This is a genomic window from Acetobacterium fimetarium, assembly GCF_014284475.1.
GTDB lineage: Bacteria > Bacillota > Clostridia > Eubacteriales > Eubacteriaceae > Acetobacterium > Acetobacterium fimetarium.
The window spans coordinates 222881-239744 of sequence record NZ_WJBC01000001.1; the positions used below are offsets into that span (position 1 = coordinate 222881).

Sequence of the window (16864 nt, forward strand, 5' to 3'; positions counted from 1 at the left end):
CTTAGCGTTTATTTGTTCCGATTTTCGGTTTGCACCGGCGCCGCAACGCCTGATCGTCAATCCGTTGACTTTTAACCTATTCAATAACCTCGAGGAATACTTCAATGACACCGCCGCAGACCATGCCTTCCTCCTCGGCTTCCCAGCCGGTCATATCGACCACATGCAATTCCGGTTCGGCCTCATCTTCCCTGAGCATGTTGATGGCTTTAAGCTTGATGGCAGATTCCGCGCAGCCGCCGCCCAGGGTTTCCACGGTTCGGCCGTCGGGAAAGATCAGCATTTTTGATCCGGCCTCTCTCGGCGCCGAACCTTTGCGGCTGACGATCGTTGCCAGCACTTTCCGGTTCTGGACGGGGTCGTCGTTTGTTGCGATGGCGGCCAGCAATTCTTTGGAGTAGCCGCAGCTTTCCTGCTTCTGATTTTTGACGGAGATAATCTCTGCCATGATCGAAACGGCGATTTCCACCGGTGTTTCCGCTTTAATCTTCAGGCCAATAGGAGTGTAGACTTTTTCCAGCCGTTCCCGGTCGACGCCTTTTTCTTCCAGCAGCGCCATCACCTTCTTCACCCGCAACCGACTGCCGATCATCCCGATATAGGCATTGGGTTTGGCGATGATGTTTTCGAGACAGACCTGATCATAGCGGTGGCCCCGCGTCACAATGACAAAGTAGGTGTTTGCATCACCGATCACTTTGGCCAGCCCTTCTTCAAAGGGTTCACAGATAACCCGGTTGGCGCCGGCCTGCTCAGCATTTTTGGCAAATGAATAGCGGTCTTCGATGACGGTAACGTGAAAATCCGCCATCCGGCCGATTCTGATGATGGGGATCGAAATATGGCCAGCGCCGCAGATCACGAGTCTCTTTTCCGTGCCGACGGCTTCCCGAAAGACCCGGCTGCCGTCAATCGTCAGCATCCCGCTGCGGGAATCATCCAGAATCGCTTGCTGGTGGTTGCCCAGAAATCCGTTTTCTTCGGTTTCAAAGCGTATTTCGTTGTCGCTGAAAAAGGCCCGTTCCCCCACGCCTGTTCCTGCCACCACGGTTGCCACGATATTCTGATGATTGGGGTTGCTCGCTTTGATGATTTCATATAGCTGGTTCATTTTTATATCCTACGCTTTCTGTTTTCACTTCATAATTTCAGACGCCTTTTCCGAAGCCGCAGTTCGGGAAGGTGCAGATGTCACAGGAAAGGCACAGGCCGCCCTGTCCCAGCGCGGTGAAATCGCCAATATGCAGGCGTTCGTCGGTCATGATTCTGGGCAGCACCAAATCGAAAATGGTCCGGTGTGCGTACATGACACAGCCCGGCAGGCCGATGATGGGAATCTCCCCGATATCGGTTTTATAGTAGGCCAGCAGGAACATCGCTCCCGGCAGCACTGGTGCCCCATAGGTGATCATTTTGGCACCAGTATTTTTGATCGCCAGCGGCGTCCGGTCGTCGGGATCAACACTCATGCCACCGGTGCAGATAATCATGTCAGCGCCCTGCTCGAGCAGCTTCATGATCGATTCGGTAATCATCTCGTGATCGTCATTGGACAGAATGTGGCCGATGATTTCAACATCGAATTCGGCCAGTTTTTCTTCAATCACCGGTGTAAAAGTGTCCTTGATTCTCCCATAAAACACTTCGCTGCCGGTTGTGACGATGCCAACTTTCTTGTGCATGTATTTTCTGATTTCAAAAATCGGCCCGGCTCCGCAAACTTCCACGGCCTTGTTCATTTTGCTTTCCTCAATCACAAGCGGGATCACCCGGGTGCCGGCCAGTTTGTCGCCGGCCTTGACCGCAAAATTGCCGTGGCGGCTGGCGATCATCATCTCGCCCAGGGCGTTGACCCGGTTGACTTTCTCCTTGTCGACTTTAAGCACCCCATCGCAGGTCGCAAGCAGTTCGATTTTTCCCTCTTTTATTTCGGAGGGTTCCATGTTCTCCCCTTTGCACAGATCGTAGAGAATTTTAGCTGCATCGTTTTCATGCAGCATGCCCTCTTCCTTTTCCCAGACATAGAGGTGTTCCTTTCCCACCGACAGCAGCACTGGGATATCCTCCTCGCGTACCACGTGTCCTTTTCTGAACACGGCATCTTTTTTTACGCCTTTGATAATCTGTGTGATGTCCTGGCAAAGCACGCTGCCCACTGCATCGGTTGTGTCAATCTGTTTCATCTGTTTTCTCCTGTCTCTCCGTATTTTCCGGTAAATCGCTTTCAAAATCCGAACCGTTTTCCCATTTCTGTCAGACCCGGGAAATGATTCTATTATATGCCATTCCTGTTTTTCCTGCAATCATTAGATACGGTCGTGTTCCTATCTGAAACCGGCATTTCGCCGTTTGATAAATCTGTTTTTTTATGTTGCTGATGTTTTTGAGGCAAAAATGCGTATTTCCGGCATTTTTGCCTCGCGTGTTAGAATGATCCCATTAGGTAGGATGCTGTGAACTGATTAAACGATTCTAAATTTACATGTTGATTTGGACTTGATTTAAATTTGTCTATGTTAAGTTCCGTTATGTTTTCAAAAAATTCTAATCAACAAAATATTGGCTATGCGGGATTAAGCTTAGCGCTTATTTAAGCGCATCCAGTCCGGCCTGAGCGACGCTCATGTCTTCTTCCACACTGCCGCCGCTGACGCCGATGCCGGCGATGATTTTGCCATTTTCAATGATTGGGAAACCGCCGCCAAATACGACCATTCTTCCCTTATCACAGGAAGCAATCCCAAAGAGTTGACCTGACTCCTTAGCGAGATCGGCTGCTGTATCGGTACTCATTTTCAGTGCAACTGCGGTATAGGCTTTATTCGTTGCTATGTCCATGCTGGCTAATAAAGAGTCTTCCATGCGGTTATATAATACCATGTTTCCATTTGCATCACATACAACGATCACCATTGGTACATCAATTTCGATTGCTTTTACAGCAGCCGCTTCAGCCATTTTTTTGGCCATATCTAATAATTTACCGGTAGTTGTCATTTTGTTCCTCCATTTTTTTAATTTTTTCTTTTCTCAATTTATCTGGTTGCTTTTTTTGGTTTTTATCTGGTTATACCACAATCAAGTCCAAATAAACATGCAAATTTATGTTCGTTTAATCAGCACATTTACTTATTGAGCAATTTTCGTGCCAATTAAAAAAAGACCGTATTTCGGTCTTTTCCGACTCTTTTTTTTAAAGTGTTCATTTTTTGTTCACTTTTCCAATAATTTCATTGCTTATTTATTGAGCGATTGTTCATTATATACGCATCACATTTAGAGACTATCAGTAAGAAACTGTTAATGTTATTTTAACACGAAGAAGCCCTTTTTAAACAGACGGAAAATTTTTTCTATACGTCGTTTATTTGGGGGCTGTTTCGGTACACGCCAAAACATGTTGAAACCTTTCCCTATACGGACATCCTGCCCCGTATCTATTTGAGGAGTGGTCTGTTGCAGCGCACGCAGCGGTCGTTTGTGATCGGGTTCTCTGCCGAACAGACATTGCAGTAGATAATACGGTCCCCGGATTTGTCATACTTTTCGTAGGTTCCAAGGCCCTGATGATAGCGGATTCGATCGCCGATTGCAAAATAATCGTACATTTCCCGTCGGTTGAGATAAATCACATGATGGATTTTGCCGTTTGTTTTCTGAACCACAAGTACATATTCCGTATCAATATCTTCATTTTCAGATTCATCATCGGCGGGTTTTTCTCTGACATATTTTTCGGTGACGACGCCTTCCCAAGTTTGATTCTTTCGTATTTTCAGGTGAATCAGATTGATGCACAACAACACCGCAGCCAGCGAAAAGCCGATGATCATCGCATCCGCCAGCTTCAGACTGTCAATAAATAGCCCTGCAACAAGAAAGCCGATGGGCAAGATGAGCGCCAGTGCCCAGGTGAATCCGATCACGGTCATATTGTTCTTTTTTGAGGCCGCGATGATCTCAGGATCTTCCCAGCGTGTTGACCAGCCCACCAGACCGCTGGCATGATCGGACGGCGTTGCCCCTTTGTCAGCCGGTGTCCCGCATTTTGTGCAGAATTCGGCATCGTCCTTTATTGGTGCGCCGCATTTTTTACAGAACATACTGTTTCTCCTTTTGAGTATCACACGATTTCAACGCTTTATCCCGCAGTATCGGTTTTGTCAGGCCTGCTTGTCACCAAACGACAGATACTCAGTCGCCATCACATTCAGTGTCGAATCATAGATATCCCGTTTCAGTTCGTCCACGGTGATGATCAGATAAACGGTGCTACCGTTTTCATTTTGCCAGCGAAGCGTACGCATCTCGTCCTGAGCATTCCTGAAGAACGCATCCATTTCTTCGGTGTTCCAATTGAAATAGAATCCTTCCACATTAAAGAAGGCATCCAGATCTCGCAGCCGTTTTCCGCTGCCTTGTAGTGTTTTCATTTTTTTCTTAAAATTCTTCATCATCTTATTCTCCGGCTTTTACTCTTTTACATCAAATATGTCAAATCAAGTGTGAGTTTTTTTAGATGTCGTTATCCCTATTTTCATCATCCTATTGCGGCATTCCTCCGGTATCTTCAAAAACACAAGATATGCTATCGAAATTATTTTCACACATTATATGCCATTTTATATTGTCTGTCAATCTGTGGCAGTTCATATGGCATTGATTTTCTGAGCAATTTTACACTTGCGGCCGACTTTTTGAAGCCCTGTCAGATAAAAAAATCGGCTCAATTAAAAAGAGGAAACCCTCGATGAAGATGGTTTCCTCTTTTCCTGTTCTGCTTGAATGTTAATATTTGTCCGACGCGTCCATATCAAAGCCGTCGAGAATGATCTGCGGCTGGGCATGGCCGGCCGATCGTTCCGGTTTTGAAGCGGCCGGAGTTGTGCTCTTTCGTGATGTGCTTTTAGCTCCCGCTTTTCGCAGCTTGAACTGTCCGATGGTTTCTCTGAGCAGTTCTGCCTGACCGGTCAGTTCTTCACTGGCCGCGGCGCTCTCTTCCGCCGTGGCTGAATTGTTCTGAACCACCATTGCCACCTGTTCAATCCCTGTATTCACCTGGGAGATTCCCGTCGCCTGTTCGTTTGAAGCTTTGGCGATGTTGACGACCAGATCGGTCACTTTCGCGATGCCATCGACAATGTCCGTCAGGGCCGATGCCGTTTGATCGGCAATTTTGGTCCCTTGCTGCACTTTGTTGATCGAGCCTTCAATCATCAGCGTGGTCTCTTTGGCCGCCTCGGCGCTGCGCGCTGCCAGAGTCCTGACTTCTTCGGCAACCACGGCAAAGCCTTTGCCGTGCTGTCCGGCCCGTGCTGCCTCAACCGCTGCGTTCAAGGCAAGGATGTTGGTCTGGAAAGCGATGTCATCGATGACTTTGATGATTTTCGAGATATCCTCGGATGACTGGTTGATTTCTACCATGGCATTCTGCATATCGGTCATCTGGGCATTACCGATGGCGGCATTTTCCTTGACGTTTGTGGACAGTTCCTGAGCTTTATTCGCATCCGTCGCATTGTTCTTGGTCTGATCCGCAATTTCGGTAATGGAAGCAGTCAGTTCCTGGATCGAGCTGGCCTGTTCCGTGGAGCCCTGAGCCAGAGACTGGCTGCCGTCGGCGACTTGAGTTGCGCCGGCATTGACCTGAATGGCCGCTTCATTGATCTCACCGAGCAACTCGTTAAGAGAGTCGATGATGGTGTTCAAGGCATTGGATATGTCGATGAAGTCGCCTCCGAAGGACTGTACATTTTCAATATTGAGATTGCCGTCGCCGATTTTTCCGGTGACGTCGGAAATTTCGCCAACGATAATCTTCAAGCCATTGGCGGTATTGTTGACGGAATGCTTCAGCTCATCGAATTCGCCGGCATAGTCGCCGTTGACGCTGACACGCAGATTGCCGTTGGAAATCGCATCCATGACTTCAGCGACTTCCCTGATCGGTTTGGCCACTTCCACCAGAATATTGTTCATGTCGCCAATCAGGGTCTTCCAGGATCCCTCAAACTTGGTTTCATCAGCCCGTTCCTCGAGTTTTCCGGCGATGGCTGCATTGGTAATCAGGGCGGCATCGTCAATCAGGTGCCCGATTGATCGTTTGACCAGTTCAAGATCCCGGCCGATTTCGGTAAACTGTGCGCAGACTTCCGCGGTGTATTCGCCGGCGGCCTGGATATTCATATCGAAATCCAGATCGCCTTTGGCCAATTTCACCAGATTATGTGCCAGTCTTTTGACTTCCTGGTTCGTGTAGTTGCTGACGGAAATAATCGATGTCAAATCGGTGACGATTTCCACATAACCGATCTTTTCACCTTTTTTGTTTGTCAGGTATGCGGTATCCTGCTTGTTGTGTCGGCCGACCCATTCAAAGTAACTGTCGGTCAGGCCCTGATCAACCAGCCGTCTGATACCACAGGCTTCGGAGTTACAGATACTGGCATTCGCACTGCCGCAAGGCATGCCGCAAGCTTCGTCGCGGTTTTTGACGACGCCGTTGGCAATCATCAGATCCGCGAATGTTTTGTTCAGGAAGACCCAGTTCATGTCATTGTCAATGACGTGGACCGGGAATGGAATTGCGTCGAGAATAGCCTCATACCATTCTATTTTATCCACGATGATTTTCATGACTTCGTTGGCGCTTAAAATCGCCGTTCGGAAATCTCCCGGCAGATCTTTCGCTTCATCCGATTTGTCGAAAATGCCTTTCTTTGCCAGGTCAACCAGCATGGCTGTATCGTTCTTAAACCGGCTGGCGGAATTTCTTATCGACACCAGACTGTTTCCCAGCAGATCCTTGTCGGAAATCGGCAGAATCTCAACTGCCAAATCGCCATCCGCCATCTTCCTGGCCGCCTGCGACTGATATTTGATATTCTCGGCAATGGCAAAAAGCCCGATGCTCAGTTCGTCCAGCTGATCACCGGCATTTTGAGCCTCCGGATTCAGCGCAACATCGATATCCCCCCGGGCCAGCCTACCGGTCATTTCAGCAAGATGCGCAATCTTATGCGAAATCCCTTTTGCTGCGAAAACAATCACCAGAACCGTAATCACCAGTCCAATTCCAAATATCAGCAGCATGCTGTTCTGAACTGATGCCAGCTCGCTGCCATCGGAGACCGTCTGATTAACCACGTACAATGAGACGCTGATCGCCGCAATCAAAACGACTGCAACCGGCAGCCCAATCGTCAATAACAGTTTTGATACAAAACTTTTACTCTTCATCATTCTTCTCCTTTAATTCCTCTGAATTTCTGTTTTCAACTATATACCCCTGCTCATATGCATTAATCATATTAATATCATTAACCGAAAAAAAACACAAAAAAAAGACCGCCAATTGCAAAATATCAGCAATTGGCGATCTGATGATTGTTCATCAACTTGAACAGATTGTCATTTATAATTCTAGTATTTGTCCATTCCCATATCAAAATCATCCAGTATGATTTGCGGTTCAGCGTGAGCCTCAGATCTTTGTGGATCGCTTTGCGGTACTGAAACAGACGAGCTGCCAGTTTGCTTTTCACCGCTGCCATCCTTTTTTAGCTGGAATTGTCCGATCATGGCTTTGAGTATCTGCGCCTGACTGGAAAGTTCTTCACTGGATGCTGCGCTCTGTTCCGCCGTTGCCGAGTTTGTCTGTACGACCACGGAAACCTGTTCGATTCCCTGCGTCACCTGAGCAATTTCAGCAGCCTGGTCATTGGAAGCCTGGGCGATGCTGCCCACCAGATCCGTTACTTTTTCGATTTCTTTGAGTATTTTCATCAGGCTTTCGGCTGTTTCATTGGCGATTTTCGATCCGGTCTCCACCTTGTTAATCGAGCCTTCAATCAGCCCGGTTGTTTCCTGCGCCGCTTCAGCACTGCGTTTTGCCAGCGTCCGAACTTCTTCAGCCACAACGGCAAAGCCTTTTCCGTGCTGTCCTGCCCGCGCCGCTTCAACCGCTGCATTCAGAGCCAGGATGTTGGTCTGGAAGGCGATATCGTCAATCACTTTAATGATCTTTGAAATGTTTTTGGATGATTCGTTGATCTCTGCCATCGCCGCAACCATTTTTGTCATCTGCTCGTTGCCGATATCTGCGTTGGCGCGAACGCCGTGGGTGCGTTCATTGGCTTCATTGGCACTTTGCGCATTCCGTTTTGTTTCTCTGGAAACTTCTTCGATGGTAGCGGTGAGTTCCTGAATGGAACCGGCCTGTTCGGTTGTACCCTGAGAAAGTGCCTGTCCGCCGTCGGATATCTGGCTGGCTCCGACTTCAACCTGCTCGGCCGAATTGTCAATTTCGAACATGGTCTGGCTTAAACGTGTTGTAATCTCATTGATGGCCAGTTTGATGTTGACAAAATCGCCAAGATACTCATCGGTAATTTCCTGACTGAAATCGCCTTTGCTGATTTCTTCCAGCGTCGTGGAGATTTCATTGACATAACGCTTCAGGAAATCGATGGTTTTATTCATATCCCGTTTGATCATGCCGTTTTGTCCCTTGAAATCACCTTCCATAATGATATCCAGGTTTCCCTGGGACAACTCCTTCAGGACCCGGGATGCTTCGTTAACCGGCGCGATAATCGCGTCCAGGGTATTGTTGAAGCCTTCGATGACTTTTGCATATTCCCCCGGGAACCGGCTGACATCGCCGCGGTTGTTCAGATTGCCTTTAATGGCAGTTTCCGCCATTTTGTCGGTTTCCTCAACCAGCATGGCGATGTTTTCAATCATGGCGATGAGACTTGGCACCAGTTGATCATTTTCACTTCGTTTTCCCTCTGACTGCAGCTGATCGAGATCACTCATGTCCCCCGTTGCAATGTGATCGGCAATCCCAACGATATGCACCAGCTTGTCATGAACGTGGTTGATGGAATCCGCTATCTCGGCGTAAATCCCCTGGTAATTTCCCTCGATTTTCACAGCGAAATCATTCTGGCTCATCAATGCCAGCACTTCATTGCCCTCTTTCAAGGCATTTAATCCGTCGACGCAGGCATTGATGTTCTTTTTCAGGCCATTGAAATCGCCCTTGTATTCTGTCGTGATCTTGGGCGGAATCCGCCCTTCACCAATTCGCTCAATCGATTTGTTGGCAACCTTCAACGGTTTTTTGAAGGCATTGATGACGGAATTCAATCCGATGATAAAATCTTTGTACTTGCCCTTGTAATCGTCGATGTTTTCTTTGTAATCCCAATGCCCTTCAATTGTTGATTTTTCGACATTCCTGACCCCGTCATACACTTTGTTCATTTCTTTGATGACAGCATTGAGCGAATGGGACAGCACATCTTTTTCCGACATCGGTTCAATTTCGACGGTAAAATCACCTTCGGCCAATCGCTGCGCCGCCTGGGCCTGAAGTTTTCTGTTTGCAGTCATTTCAATGAAGGCATCCGCCAATTGGGTGATTTCATCATTTCCGACCGATTCCACTTCCACATCAGTGTCACCAAGTGCCAGCTCTTTGGCGGTTTTACTCAGTCTGATGATCGGTGCGGAAATGCGTCTGGCCAGTAGATAATAGGATGCCGCTGCGCCAATCAGGAACACAAGCAGAGAGGCGAAAATGATCGTCTTCATCAGTGCCGCAACCGGCGTCATCACATTGCTTTGATCTTCGGTAACGATGAGGGTCCATGTCGTTCCGGGAATCGGCGCCGTAGCTCCGACTTTTGTCTTATTTTCATATTGGTAGGTGATTTCACCTGTTTTTCCGGTTCCCAACGCCTGCAGCGCTGTTCCCAAACTTCCCCAGGTCTGATCGTTTTGCGGATCTTTAAAAATATTGACCTGATCCAGAATGACCTGGTCGTCAGGATAGGCCATCATGCCACCATCTGAATTGACAACAAGGCCGAATTTGACTTTGCCATCGCCCAAAGCGTTGGTTGTGTCTTTCAGAAAAGTCGGATCGCGTCGACCGACCAGCAGGCCGACCACCTGGCCATTGCTTTTTATCGGTGCAACATCAAAGACCACCGGTAGTTTTGTCACCTTGCTGATCGCAACATCTGAAATAGCCTTATCTCCCTTGAATCCTGCGTTGTACCAATATTCGCCCCAGGAGTCAAACTCGCCGCCGCCAACGATATATTTTGCATGCCCATTCAGATCCATGATGGCGATATCCTGATAGCCGAGCGCCGTTGCGTCCCCGGACACGATGGTCTGCGCCGTTGCGTAATCCATTGTCTCAAGACCCGGTCGTTTCGCAACTTCAGCCAGGGTTGCGAGATTCCCGCTGATAATTGCCCCGATATGAGAAGCACCTTCAGTCGCATATTGCTGTGCCGCCTGATTTGACTGGGTTGAAATCGCATTCGAACCGATCGTATATGATATCAATCCCAAAACGACGACGGCAATCGCTAGAAGCATCAGATTGAAAAAGACGATTTTTCCCGTCAATTTCAGATTATTCTGCCTTTTTGCTTTATCCATTGTCCTGCTTTCTGGCTGCTTCACGCTTGTTTCCATTTCATCCATTTAATTCTGACTCCTTATCTTGATTTTCATGTTGATTTCCTGAATCACTCTGTTTATTCAGCTCTCGACCAAATAAAACCAACCAGTAAAAACATAAAATGCGTTTTTTTGCGATTTCAGCACCTCCCCTGATTTTGAAATATTATCTCTACCTGTCTATATAAATACAATTCATTATATTCCCGTTTCTTTATATTGTCCATATCAAATTGAATAATCGTTAACGATTACGATATCTGCGCACCCCAAAAAAACAGAACTGCTCGGCAGTTCTATTTTTCTTTTTATTCGGCTTTTATCCCTCTTCCATTTTAATCACAACATTGGGAAACATGACTTTGATTCTTTCGAGATTGTCCAGCGGCAGCCCTTCCATTTCCGGTTGAAATACTTCCGCCGCTTTCGTCTTTGCTGACTGGAGCATCTGCATTTCCGCTTTCACACTGCGCAGCTCGCGCATGAGCTGCAGCTGCCGGTTGAATGTCGTTTCATGGTCAAGCTGGTTTTCCAGTTCACTGGCAGCGGCTGTCAGTTTTTCCAGTCTGTCTGCAGTTTCGGAGTCCGGTTCGGTCACCGCTGTTATTTCGTCCGCCATCACCCAGGCCGCGTGGTCCAGCGGGACGGGAACGCCGGTAATCTGCATGATGAAATTTTTATAGATCTGATCCAGATCCGGTCCCTGGACATTCAGCACCAATTCCTCGTAGGGCATCCAGCTGGTCTGACTATAGGTTTTAAGCGACCATTCATCGGTGCTGTTGCCGGTTTCTCTGCTGCCGCACCAGAGCTGCCCCCATTCTTCGTAGCGGACAATAAAGACCGTGAAATGATCGATTTCCCGGTTCAGAATTTCAAACAGCATCTGACTGTTTGCCTGCCGTTTCAAAATGATCTCGATGACCGCTATTTCGGCAACATTTTTTCCCCGCCTGACCGCCATGGTCTCCGGCGAAAGCCGATGCGTCCAGACCATGCTGATAATTTCATCGTTGAACGGTCTGGTCAATACGCCGGATTTATTCAGATATTTCGACAAAATTTCTTTGGGAATTGATTTATTAACCTCAGTGCTTGCCGGCAGCCTGATCATGCCATCACCGTTACCTTTCTTACATTTCAATTACTGAACTGATCGGATGCCTGATCTCTTAGCACCCCGCGTTTTCATGCAACGGTTTTTAAACCGCTGTCTGTTACTATTATAATCATCGGCTGGATCGTTAAATTATTTAGGTATTTTTCCTGGCAGTGACTGCCGCATGCCTTCCTTAATTCCGATCTTCTGCCGCCGCCGTTTTTTTTTATAAAATGATTAATTTCGCATTAACTTTCACATATCTGGGTATCTATTATAGGAACGAAAAAATAGTTTCGCGTAAACTGGCAGCAAAGCTGACTCACAATTGATTATAATTCAGACAAGGAGGTTTTAAGATGGCTGAAATACATGTGGATGTGAGAGGAGAAACCTGTCCGGTTCCCTTGGTTGAAATGAGAAAGGCAGTCAAAAAAGCACAGCCCGGTGATGTCATCGCGATCACCGGCGATAATGCGGCATCGAAAAAAGAAATACCCATGGCCGCGGAGGCATTATCGCTGGCAGTGCTTGGCATTGAAGACAATGACAAAACCTGGACGATCAAGATTCAAAGATAAGGAGGTTCTTCAATTGGCTGACAAAACAACCATCATTGTTCAAAGTGGCGATATGGACAAACTGTACAGTGCGCTGATCGTATCCAACGGATCACTGGCGATGGGCATGGAAGTATCGCTATACTTCACTTTCTGGGGCCTGCTGCGTCTCAAGAAAGGCGGATTGAATAGCGGTCCGCTGTCAAAAATGCACTTTCTGGGTTTGGGTAAAAAGATGATGCTGGGACGAATGAAAAAAAACAACGTCGCCTCGCTGGAACGGCTGATGGCCGATTTCAAGGAATTGGGCGGAAAAATCATCGCCTGCGAAATGACGATGGATATCATGGGGCTTACTCGGGCAGATCTTGAAGAAAAATATATCGATGAATACGGCGCTGTTGGTACCTACATACAGGAAGCCAGAAATTCAGCAATCACGTTGTTTATTTAAAGGAGGAAAAGCATGGAAAAATCATATTACCTGGATAACGCTTCGGCAACCAGGCTTGACGAGGCCGTTCTGGAAGCAATGATGCCCTACTTTTTTAAAACCTATTCTGTGGCCACTTCAGAATTCGGCTATTCCAGCGGGGTAGAAGCCCGCGACGCGATGGAGGAGGCCCGCGGGAAACTGGCAGCATTTATGGGCGCGGATCAAAAAGAGTTCATCTTCACATCAGGCAGCACCGAATCGAGCAATTTAGCGCTCAAAGGGGTTGCGAAGGCGCTGGGTGAAAAAAAAGGCAAGCACCTGATTGTATCAAAAATCGAAGATTTTCCGGTCCTATACAGTGCCAGAACCTTGGAAAAAGAAGGGTTTACGGTTGACTACCTTGATGTCGACGAAGATGGCTTCGTCAATCTGGATACCCTGCGGGAATTGATAACCGATGAAACGATCCTCGTTTCCATCCAGCATGGCAATCAGGAAATCGGCACCATCCAGGATATTAAAGCCATTGCTACCCTATGTCATGAAAAAGGCGTTCTTTTTCATACCGATGCCACGCATACCTTTGCCAGAGTCCCTCTGGATGTCAGCGAAATACCCGTGGATCTGGTAACGGTATCGGCGCACACGATTCATGGGCCAAAAGGCATCGGCGGGCTTTATATTCGGAATAAAACGCACATCGCCAAAATAATGGATGGCGGTTTTCAGGAATTTGATCTGCGTGGCGGCATGGATAACATTCCCGGGGCGGTGGGATTCGCCAAAGCTATCGAGCTGGTGACCCCGGAAGAGAACCTTCATCTCAAAGAGATGCGTGATAAAATAATTGAACTGGTGTTTGAAAAAATACCCCACGTGAAATTGAATGGCCATCCCACTAAAAGAACGCCTCAAAATGCCAATATCTCATTTAGTTATGTGGAAGGGGAATCCGTCACGCTGCACCTTGACATGTATGGCATTGCGGTAAGCACTGGTTCGGCCTGTTTCAGCCGATCGCTGGAAGCCAGTCATGTGATCATGCGAATTGGCGGCGATCATGAACGGGCTCATGGTTCCATTCGCATGACAATTGGGCGGTTTAACACCATCGATGAGATCATCTTTGTTGTTGAGACCCTGACAAAAGTAGTGGCCGCATTAAGAGAATTCAGCTCTTTGGGCAAAGAATAGGAGGAACTAAAAATGCCAAGTCCATACAATGATATTGTTCTGGAACATTTCAAAAATCCCAGGAACACTGGAAGAATCGAGAATCCCGACGGCAAAGCCACGGAAGGCAGCCCCGCCTGCGGCGACATGGTTTCATTGTACCTCATGGTGGACCCGGAAACAAAAATCATCACCGACATCAAATTTGAATCCTACGGCTGCGCTTCAAATATCGCAACCGGATCCATTATCACCGAACTGGCCAAGGGCAAAACGATAGAAGAAGCGAAGAAAATCACCTGGAAAGAAGCTTCGGATGCCTTGGGCGGGCTGCCGAAAATCAAGGCCCACTGCTCGGTGCTGGCGGTGGAAGTCCTGCGGTCTGCGATTCTCAACTATGAAGAAAAACATGGCCTGATCACCAGTAAAGAAGTCACCACCGAAGAAATCGTCCGAAAACGCCTTAAGAAAGTCATGAATCCGATCAAGGGACTGGACATGGTGGCCACGCATCTGGTCAAGGAAATTGAAATCAAGGATGGCGTCGTCCGCATCCTGATCGACCTGCCGGCCGATCATCAGTTCGCCAATTCCATCAAGGAAGATGCCATTGAAAAGATTGAGTCGCTCTGGGATATCGACAAGGCCGTTGTTGAATTCACTGACTGATTCATAATCATGGTCCGAAGACCGGATTCGGAGTAAGCGCCTTAACCCTAAAAAGAGCCGCTGCGAATGGACGTTCACTGGTCCATTCGAGCGGCTATTGGTTCGTGCGAAACTGACCGTAACTGTTCGCAAACGTTACTGGTTGATATACGCCTTAAACGCCTCGGTGAGGATGCCTTCGAGCTGCTCCGGTTCGACACAGAATACGATGGCTACCCCTTCAACTTTGCAGGACGATGCTTTGACATCGCGTTTGTTTGATTCCTCTTCCGTAATCGAAATCATACAGCTTTCCCCTTCCGATGCCAGAACCGCCTTGATGTGCCCAATGATGCCGCCGCGGCTGACCACTTCTTTTGCCACTTGTTTCAGTAAACCATCAAGAATCGCTGCCGCTTCTTGATAGGATTTTTCAATACGGAAGGTGTACGAGCCGACAATGCTCATATCGTGGGTTGTGACCGTAATGGGTTTGTGTTCATGATGATGGTGATGCTCTGACTCATGATGGTGTTCCGGTTCGCAGTGATGGTCATGATGATGCTCATCATGGCACCCGCAGCCGCAGTTTTCATCATGTTCGTGATGTTTGACCTGTTCGCTTTTCAAATTGACTCACTCCTTTTTGCCTTGCCCAGCATGGCATCAAATACGTCGTACCCGATCATCCCGGCAGCGCTGACGCGGAAAAACTGCGCACTGTTGTTGAAGGTCCGAATCGATGCTTCAACTTCAGCCAGGGTCCCCTCATCGACCATGTCCACTTTATTGACCAGAATAACATCGGCTACATCAAGCTGGTCTTTCAGCAGCATTTCCATCGGTCGCAGCAACCTTTTCCAGCGCTTGGCGTCGGTCACACAGACGACCCCGCAGTCAACTTCCGGCACGCACTGAACGATCGTCTTCCTGATAATATCCGGATAGGCCACGCCGGTCGCCTCCATGATGATGATCTCCGGATTCATCTCCGCGATGATTTTTCGCAGACCGAAGACCAGTTCTCCAGACATCGTGCAGCAGACGCAGCCCGAAAACAGATTTTCCACTTTGTAGCCGGTATTTTTCAGTAGCTTGTCATCAACGCTGACTTCCCCGATCTCATTCTCCAGGATGACAACTTTTGCAGCGTTCTCGGGGTTGCTGCCGGCGATGTATTTTGCCAGTTGGATGACAACACTGGTTTTTCCTGATCCCAAAAATCCGCCCAGAACAATAATTTTCATTTTATTCACCTGATTTTTTTATTTGGAATGTTCTAATTGTATACCGTTGTACTGAGTTTTTTGGCCTCATCCAGAATCCAGCCGTTGACTTCCTGTACGGTGGGATTTCCAAAGTCAAGCGACGTCATCATGCCATTGAAGATAAAACCACCATCCGGGGCAAGTTGCGCATAAGTATCACGTACCCTTTGTCGTACTTCCTCTTCATCCACGACCGGCCATGTACTCGGCATTGTATATTCAAACCCGCCGTTGATCGCAAGTTTTCGTCCATACTTATGCTTCATTCCAACGAGATCATTCTGTACTTGTGCCGGGTCCCAAACGTTTACACCGATGTCAACCATTGATGGCATCAGGTCTTCGCATCTGCCGCAGTTATGATAAAAAATCGGAATGCCCTCATCCCTGACCAGATCCAGACATTTCTTATAGCGCGGCACCAGGATTTCCTCAAACAGTTTTGGCGATATGAAGGGATTGAGTTTTGATGCGGTGTCATCCAGCAGATAATAGCCTTCAGGCTTATAGTAATGCAGCAGGTTCTTGGTAATGTAAAGCGAGTGTTCCAGCATATAGTCAAAGAGTTCTTCAACTTCTTCCTGTTCTTCGTAGATGGCGCAGAGCCCTTCCGTAAATCCCATAAATCCGATGAACTGCTGGAACAGGTCCGCAAAACCACCGAGTACAAAAGCGGTTTTGTCCGGATCCTGGACATATTTTTTTCGGTCTGCTCTGGCCGCAGCCTCCCAGTCAAATCCCGTGTAATCCGGTGCTTTGATCACGTCCCGCCATTTGGTTATATCGGTCAGAATAAAATCATTTGGTTTTGGAAGCGCTGCAAAATTAATCTCTTCACCGGTAACATAGGTAACACCCCAGGGGTCTTTTCCCCCGCCGGGACCTCTGAAGCTACCCAGTATGCTGGGATCAGCCATTGTGTACAGCGGTGCTGCTTCCATCCCGAAAAATGTTGACACCGGTACATATTCCGGCATTTCGCCACGGGCAACGCGTAAAAAGTTTTCTTTCTGAGTTAAATGTGCTGTCATGATTCTTCTCCTTATTTGTGTGATTTTAAATAAGTTTAATATTCATTGCGCACTTTGTCAAGGAATTAGTAAAAATAATTATATTTACAATATACCGTTTTCATTTTTGCAGTTACGTCAGTTTTCTTCAATCTTTCATTCCAATTTAATCAGTTTTCGTCATCTCG

15 protein-coding genes are annotated in these 16864 nt (G+C 47.6%); 4 read left to right on the top strand and 11 right to left on the bottom strand.

Annotation, left to right across the window (positions count from 1 at the left end; genetic code table 11):
* Positions 1 to 76: 76 nt before the first annotated feature.
* The 8 genes from GH808_RS00935 to GH808_RS00975 all read right to left on the bottom strand — a co-directional run bounded on the left by GH808_RS00935 (position 77) and on the right by GH808_RS00975 (position 11626).
* Positions 77 to 1111 (bottom strand): XdhC family protein, encoded by a 1035-nt coding sequence (locus GH808_RS00935; protein WP_186840926.1) that lies wholly within the window; start codon positions 1109 to 1111, stop codon positions 77 to 79.
* 37 nt (positions 1112 to 1148) lie between these two features.
* The gene (locus GH808_RS00940; RefSeq protein WP_186840927.1) at positions 1149 to 2183 is read right to left on the bottom strand and encodes a molybdopterin-binding protein; all 1035 of its coding nucleotides are present in this window, start codon (positions 2181 to 2183) and stop codon (positions 1149 to 1151) included.
* 403 nt (positions 2184 to 2586) lie between these two features.
* Positions 2587 to 2997 carry a GlcG/HbpS family heme-binding protein gene (locus GH808_RS00945; RefSeq protein ID WP_186840928.1) on the bottom strand — a complete coding sequence of 137 codons (411 nt, stop codon included), beginning with the start codon at positions 2995 to 2997 and terminating at the stop codon, positions 2587 to 2589.
* 440 nt (positions 2998 to 3437) lie between these two features.
* Entirely contained in the window at positions 3438 to 4103 is a 666-nt protein-coding gene (locus GH808_RS00950; RefSeq protein WP_186840929.1) for a zinc-ribbon domain-containing protein, read from the bottom strand.
* A gap of 60 nt (positions 4104 to 4163) precedes the next feature.
* Positions 4164 to 4457, bottom strand: coding sequence for a hypothetical protein (locus GH808_RS00955; protein WP_186840930.1), 294 nt, complete (start codon positions 4455 to 4457; stop codon positions 4164 to 4166).
* 331 nt (positions 4458 to 4788) lie between these two features.
* Positions 4789 to 7242 (bottom strand): methyl-accepting chemotaxis protein, encoded by a 2454-nt coding sequence (locus GH808_RS00960; RefSeq protein WP_186840931.1) that lies wholly within the window; start codon positions 7240 to 7242, stop codon positions 4789 to 4791.
* Between the two features lie 180 nt (positions 7243 to 7422).
* Positions 7423 to 10506 carry a methyl-accepting chemotaxis protein gene (locus tag GH808_RS00965; protein ID WP_243166043.1) on the bottom strand — a complete coding sequence of 1028 codons (3084 nt, stop codon included), beginning with the start codon at positions 10504 to 10506 and terminating at the stop codon, positions 7423 to 7425.
* A 295-nt stretch (positions 10507 to 10801) separates the two neighbouring features.
* On the bottom strand, positions 10802 to 11626 hold the full coding sequence (locus GH808_RS00975; protein ID WP_186840932.1) for a DUF4391 domain-containing protein: 825 nt from the start codon (positions 11624 to 11626) through the stop codon (positions 10802 to 10804).
* 314 nt (positions 11627 to 11940) lie between these two features.
* Here GH808_RS00975 and GH808_RS00980 point away from each other — a divergent pair, with 314 nt between their 5' ends.
* The 4 genes from GH808_RS00980 to GH808_RS00995 are packed head-to-tail and all read left to right on the top strand — an operon-like array spanning position 11941 to position 14419.
* Positions 11941 to 12162 carry a sulfurtransferase TusA family protein gene (locus tag GH808_RS00980; protein WP_186840933.1) on the top strand — a complete coding sequence of 74 codons (222 nt, stop codon included), beginning with the start codon at positions 11941 to 11943 and terminating at the stop codon, positions 12160 to 12162.
* Positions 12163 to 12175: 13 nt separating this feature from the next.
* A complete protein-coding gene (locus GH808_RS00985; protein WP_186840934.1) occupies positions 12176 to 12595 on the top strand; it encodes a DsrE/DsrF/DrsH-like family protein in 420 nt (139 codons plus the stop codon).
* A 12-nt stretch (positions 12596 to 12607) separates the two neighbouring features.
* Positions 12608 to 13771 carry a cysteine desulfurase family protein gene (locus tag GH808_RS00990; protein ID WP_186840935.1) on the top strand — a complete coding sequence of 388 codons (1164 nt, stop codon included), beginning with the start codon at positions 12608 to 12610 and terminating at the stop codon, positions 13769 to 13771.
* Positions 13772 to 13783: 12 nt separating this feature from the next.
* The gene (locus GH808_RS00995) at positions 13784 to 14419 is read left to right on the top strand and encodes an iron-sulfur cluster assembly scaffold protein (RefSeq protein ID WP_186840936.1); all 636 of its coding nucleotides are present in this window, start codon (positions 13784 to 13786) and stop codon (positions 14417 to 14419) included.
* Positions 14420 to 14554: 135 nt separating this feature from the next.
* On the opposite strand, the gene GH808_RS01000 is transcribed toward GH808_RS00995, so the two are convergent.
* Genes GH808_RS01000 through GH808_RS01010 form a run of 3 tightly spaced genes read right to left on the bottom strand, consistent with a single transcriptional unit; the run spans position 14555 to position 16697 of the window.
* The gene (locus tag GH808_RS01000) at positions 14555 to 15028 is read right to left on the bottom strand and encodes a hypothetical protein (protein ID WP_186840937.1); all 474 of its coding nucleotides are present in this window, start codon (positions 15026 to 15028) and stop codon (positions 14555 to 14557) included.
* Positions 15025 to 15645, bottom strand: a complete 621-nt coding sequence (locus GH808_RS01005; RefSeq protein WP_186840938.1) for a GTP-binding protein — start codon at positions 15643 to 15645, stop codon at positions 15025 to 15027. The genes GH808_RS01000 and GH808_RS01005 overlap by 4 nt, the downstream gene beginning before the upstream one ends.
* A 32-nt stretch (positions 15646 to 15677) precedes the next feature.
* Positions 15678 to 16697 carry a uroporphyrinogen decarboxylase family protein gene (locus tag GH808_RS01010; protein ID WP_186840939.1) on the bottom strand — a complete coding sequence of 340 codons (1020 nt, stop codon included), beginning with the start codon at positions 16695 to 16697 and terminating at the stop codon, positions 15678 to 15680.
* Between the last annotated feature and the right edge of the window lie 167 nt (positions 16698 to 16864).

Bases quoted from the DNA above. Each gene is read 5' to 3' on its own strand.
- GH808_RS00990 (WP_186840935.1), top strand. From the start codon at position 12,608: ATGGAAAAATCATATTACCTGGATAACGCTTCGGCAACCAGGCTTGAC.
- GH808_RS01005 (WP_186840938.1), bottom strand. From the start codon at position 15,645: ATGAAAATTATTGTTCTGGGCGGATTTTTGGGATCAGGAAAAACCAGT.
- GH808_RS00945 (WP_186840928.1), bottom strand. From the start codon at position 2,997: ATGACAACTACCGGTAAATTATTAGATATGGCCAAAAAAATGGCTGAA.
- GH808_RS00950 (WP_186840929.1), bottom strand. From the start codon at position 4,103: ATGTTCTGTAAAAAATGCGGCGCACCAATAAAGGACGATGCCGAATTC.
- GH808_RS00995 (WP_186840936.1), top strand. From the start codon at position 13,784: ATGCCAAGTCCATACAATGATATTGTTCTGGAACATTTCAAAAATCCC.
- GH808_RS01010 (WP_186840939.1), bottom strand. From the start codon at position 16,697: ATGACAGCACATTTAACTCAGAAAGAAAACTTTTTACGCGTTGCCCGT.
- GH808_RS00940 (WP_186840927.1), bottom strand. From the start codon at position 2,183: ATGAAACAGATTGACACAACCGATGCAGTGGGCAGCGTGCTTTGCCAG.
- GH808_RS00965 (WP_243166043.1), bottom strand. From the start codon at position 10,506: ATGGATGAAATGGAAACAAGCGTGAAGCAGCCAGAAAGCAGGACAATG.
- GH808_RS00955 (WP_186840930.1), bottom strand. From the start codon at position 4,457: ATGATGAAGAATTTTAAGAAAAAAATGAAAACACTACAAGGCAGCGGA.
- GH808_RS00960 (WP_186840931.1), bottom strand. From the start codon at position 7,242: ATGATGAAGAGTAAAAGTTTTGTATCAAAACTGTTATTGACGATTGGG.
- GH808_RS00935 (WP_186840926.1), bottom strand. From the start codon at position 1,111: ATGAACCAGCTATATGAAATCATCAAAGCGAGCAACCCCAATCATCAG.
- GH808_RS00980 (WP_186840933.1), top strand. From the start codon at position 11,941: ATGGCTGAAATACATGTGGATGTGAGAGGAGAAACCTGTCCGGTTCCC.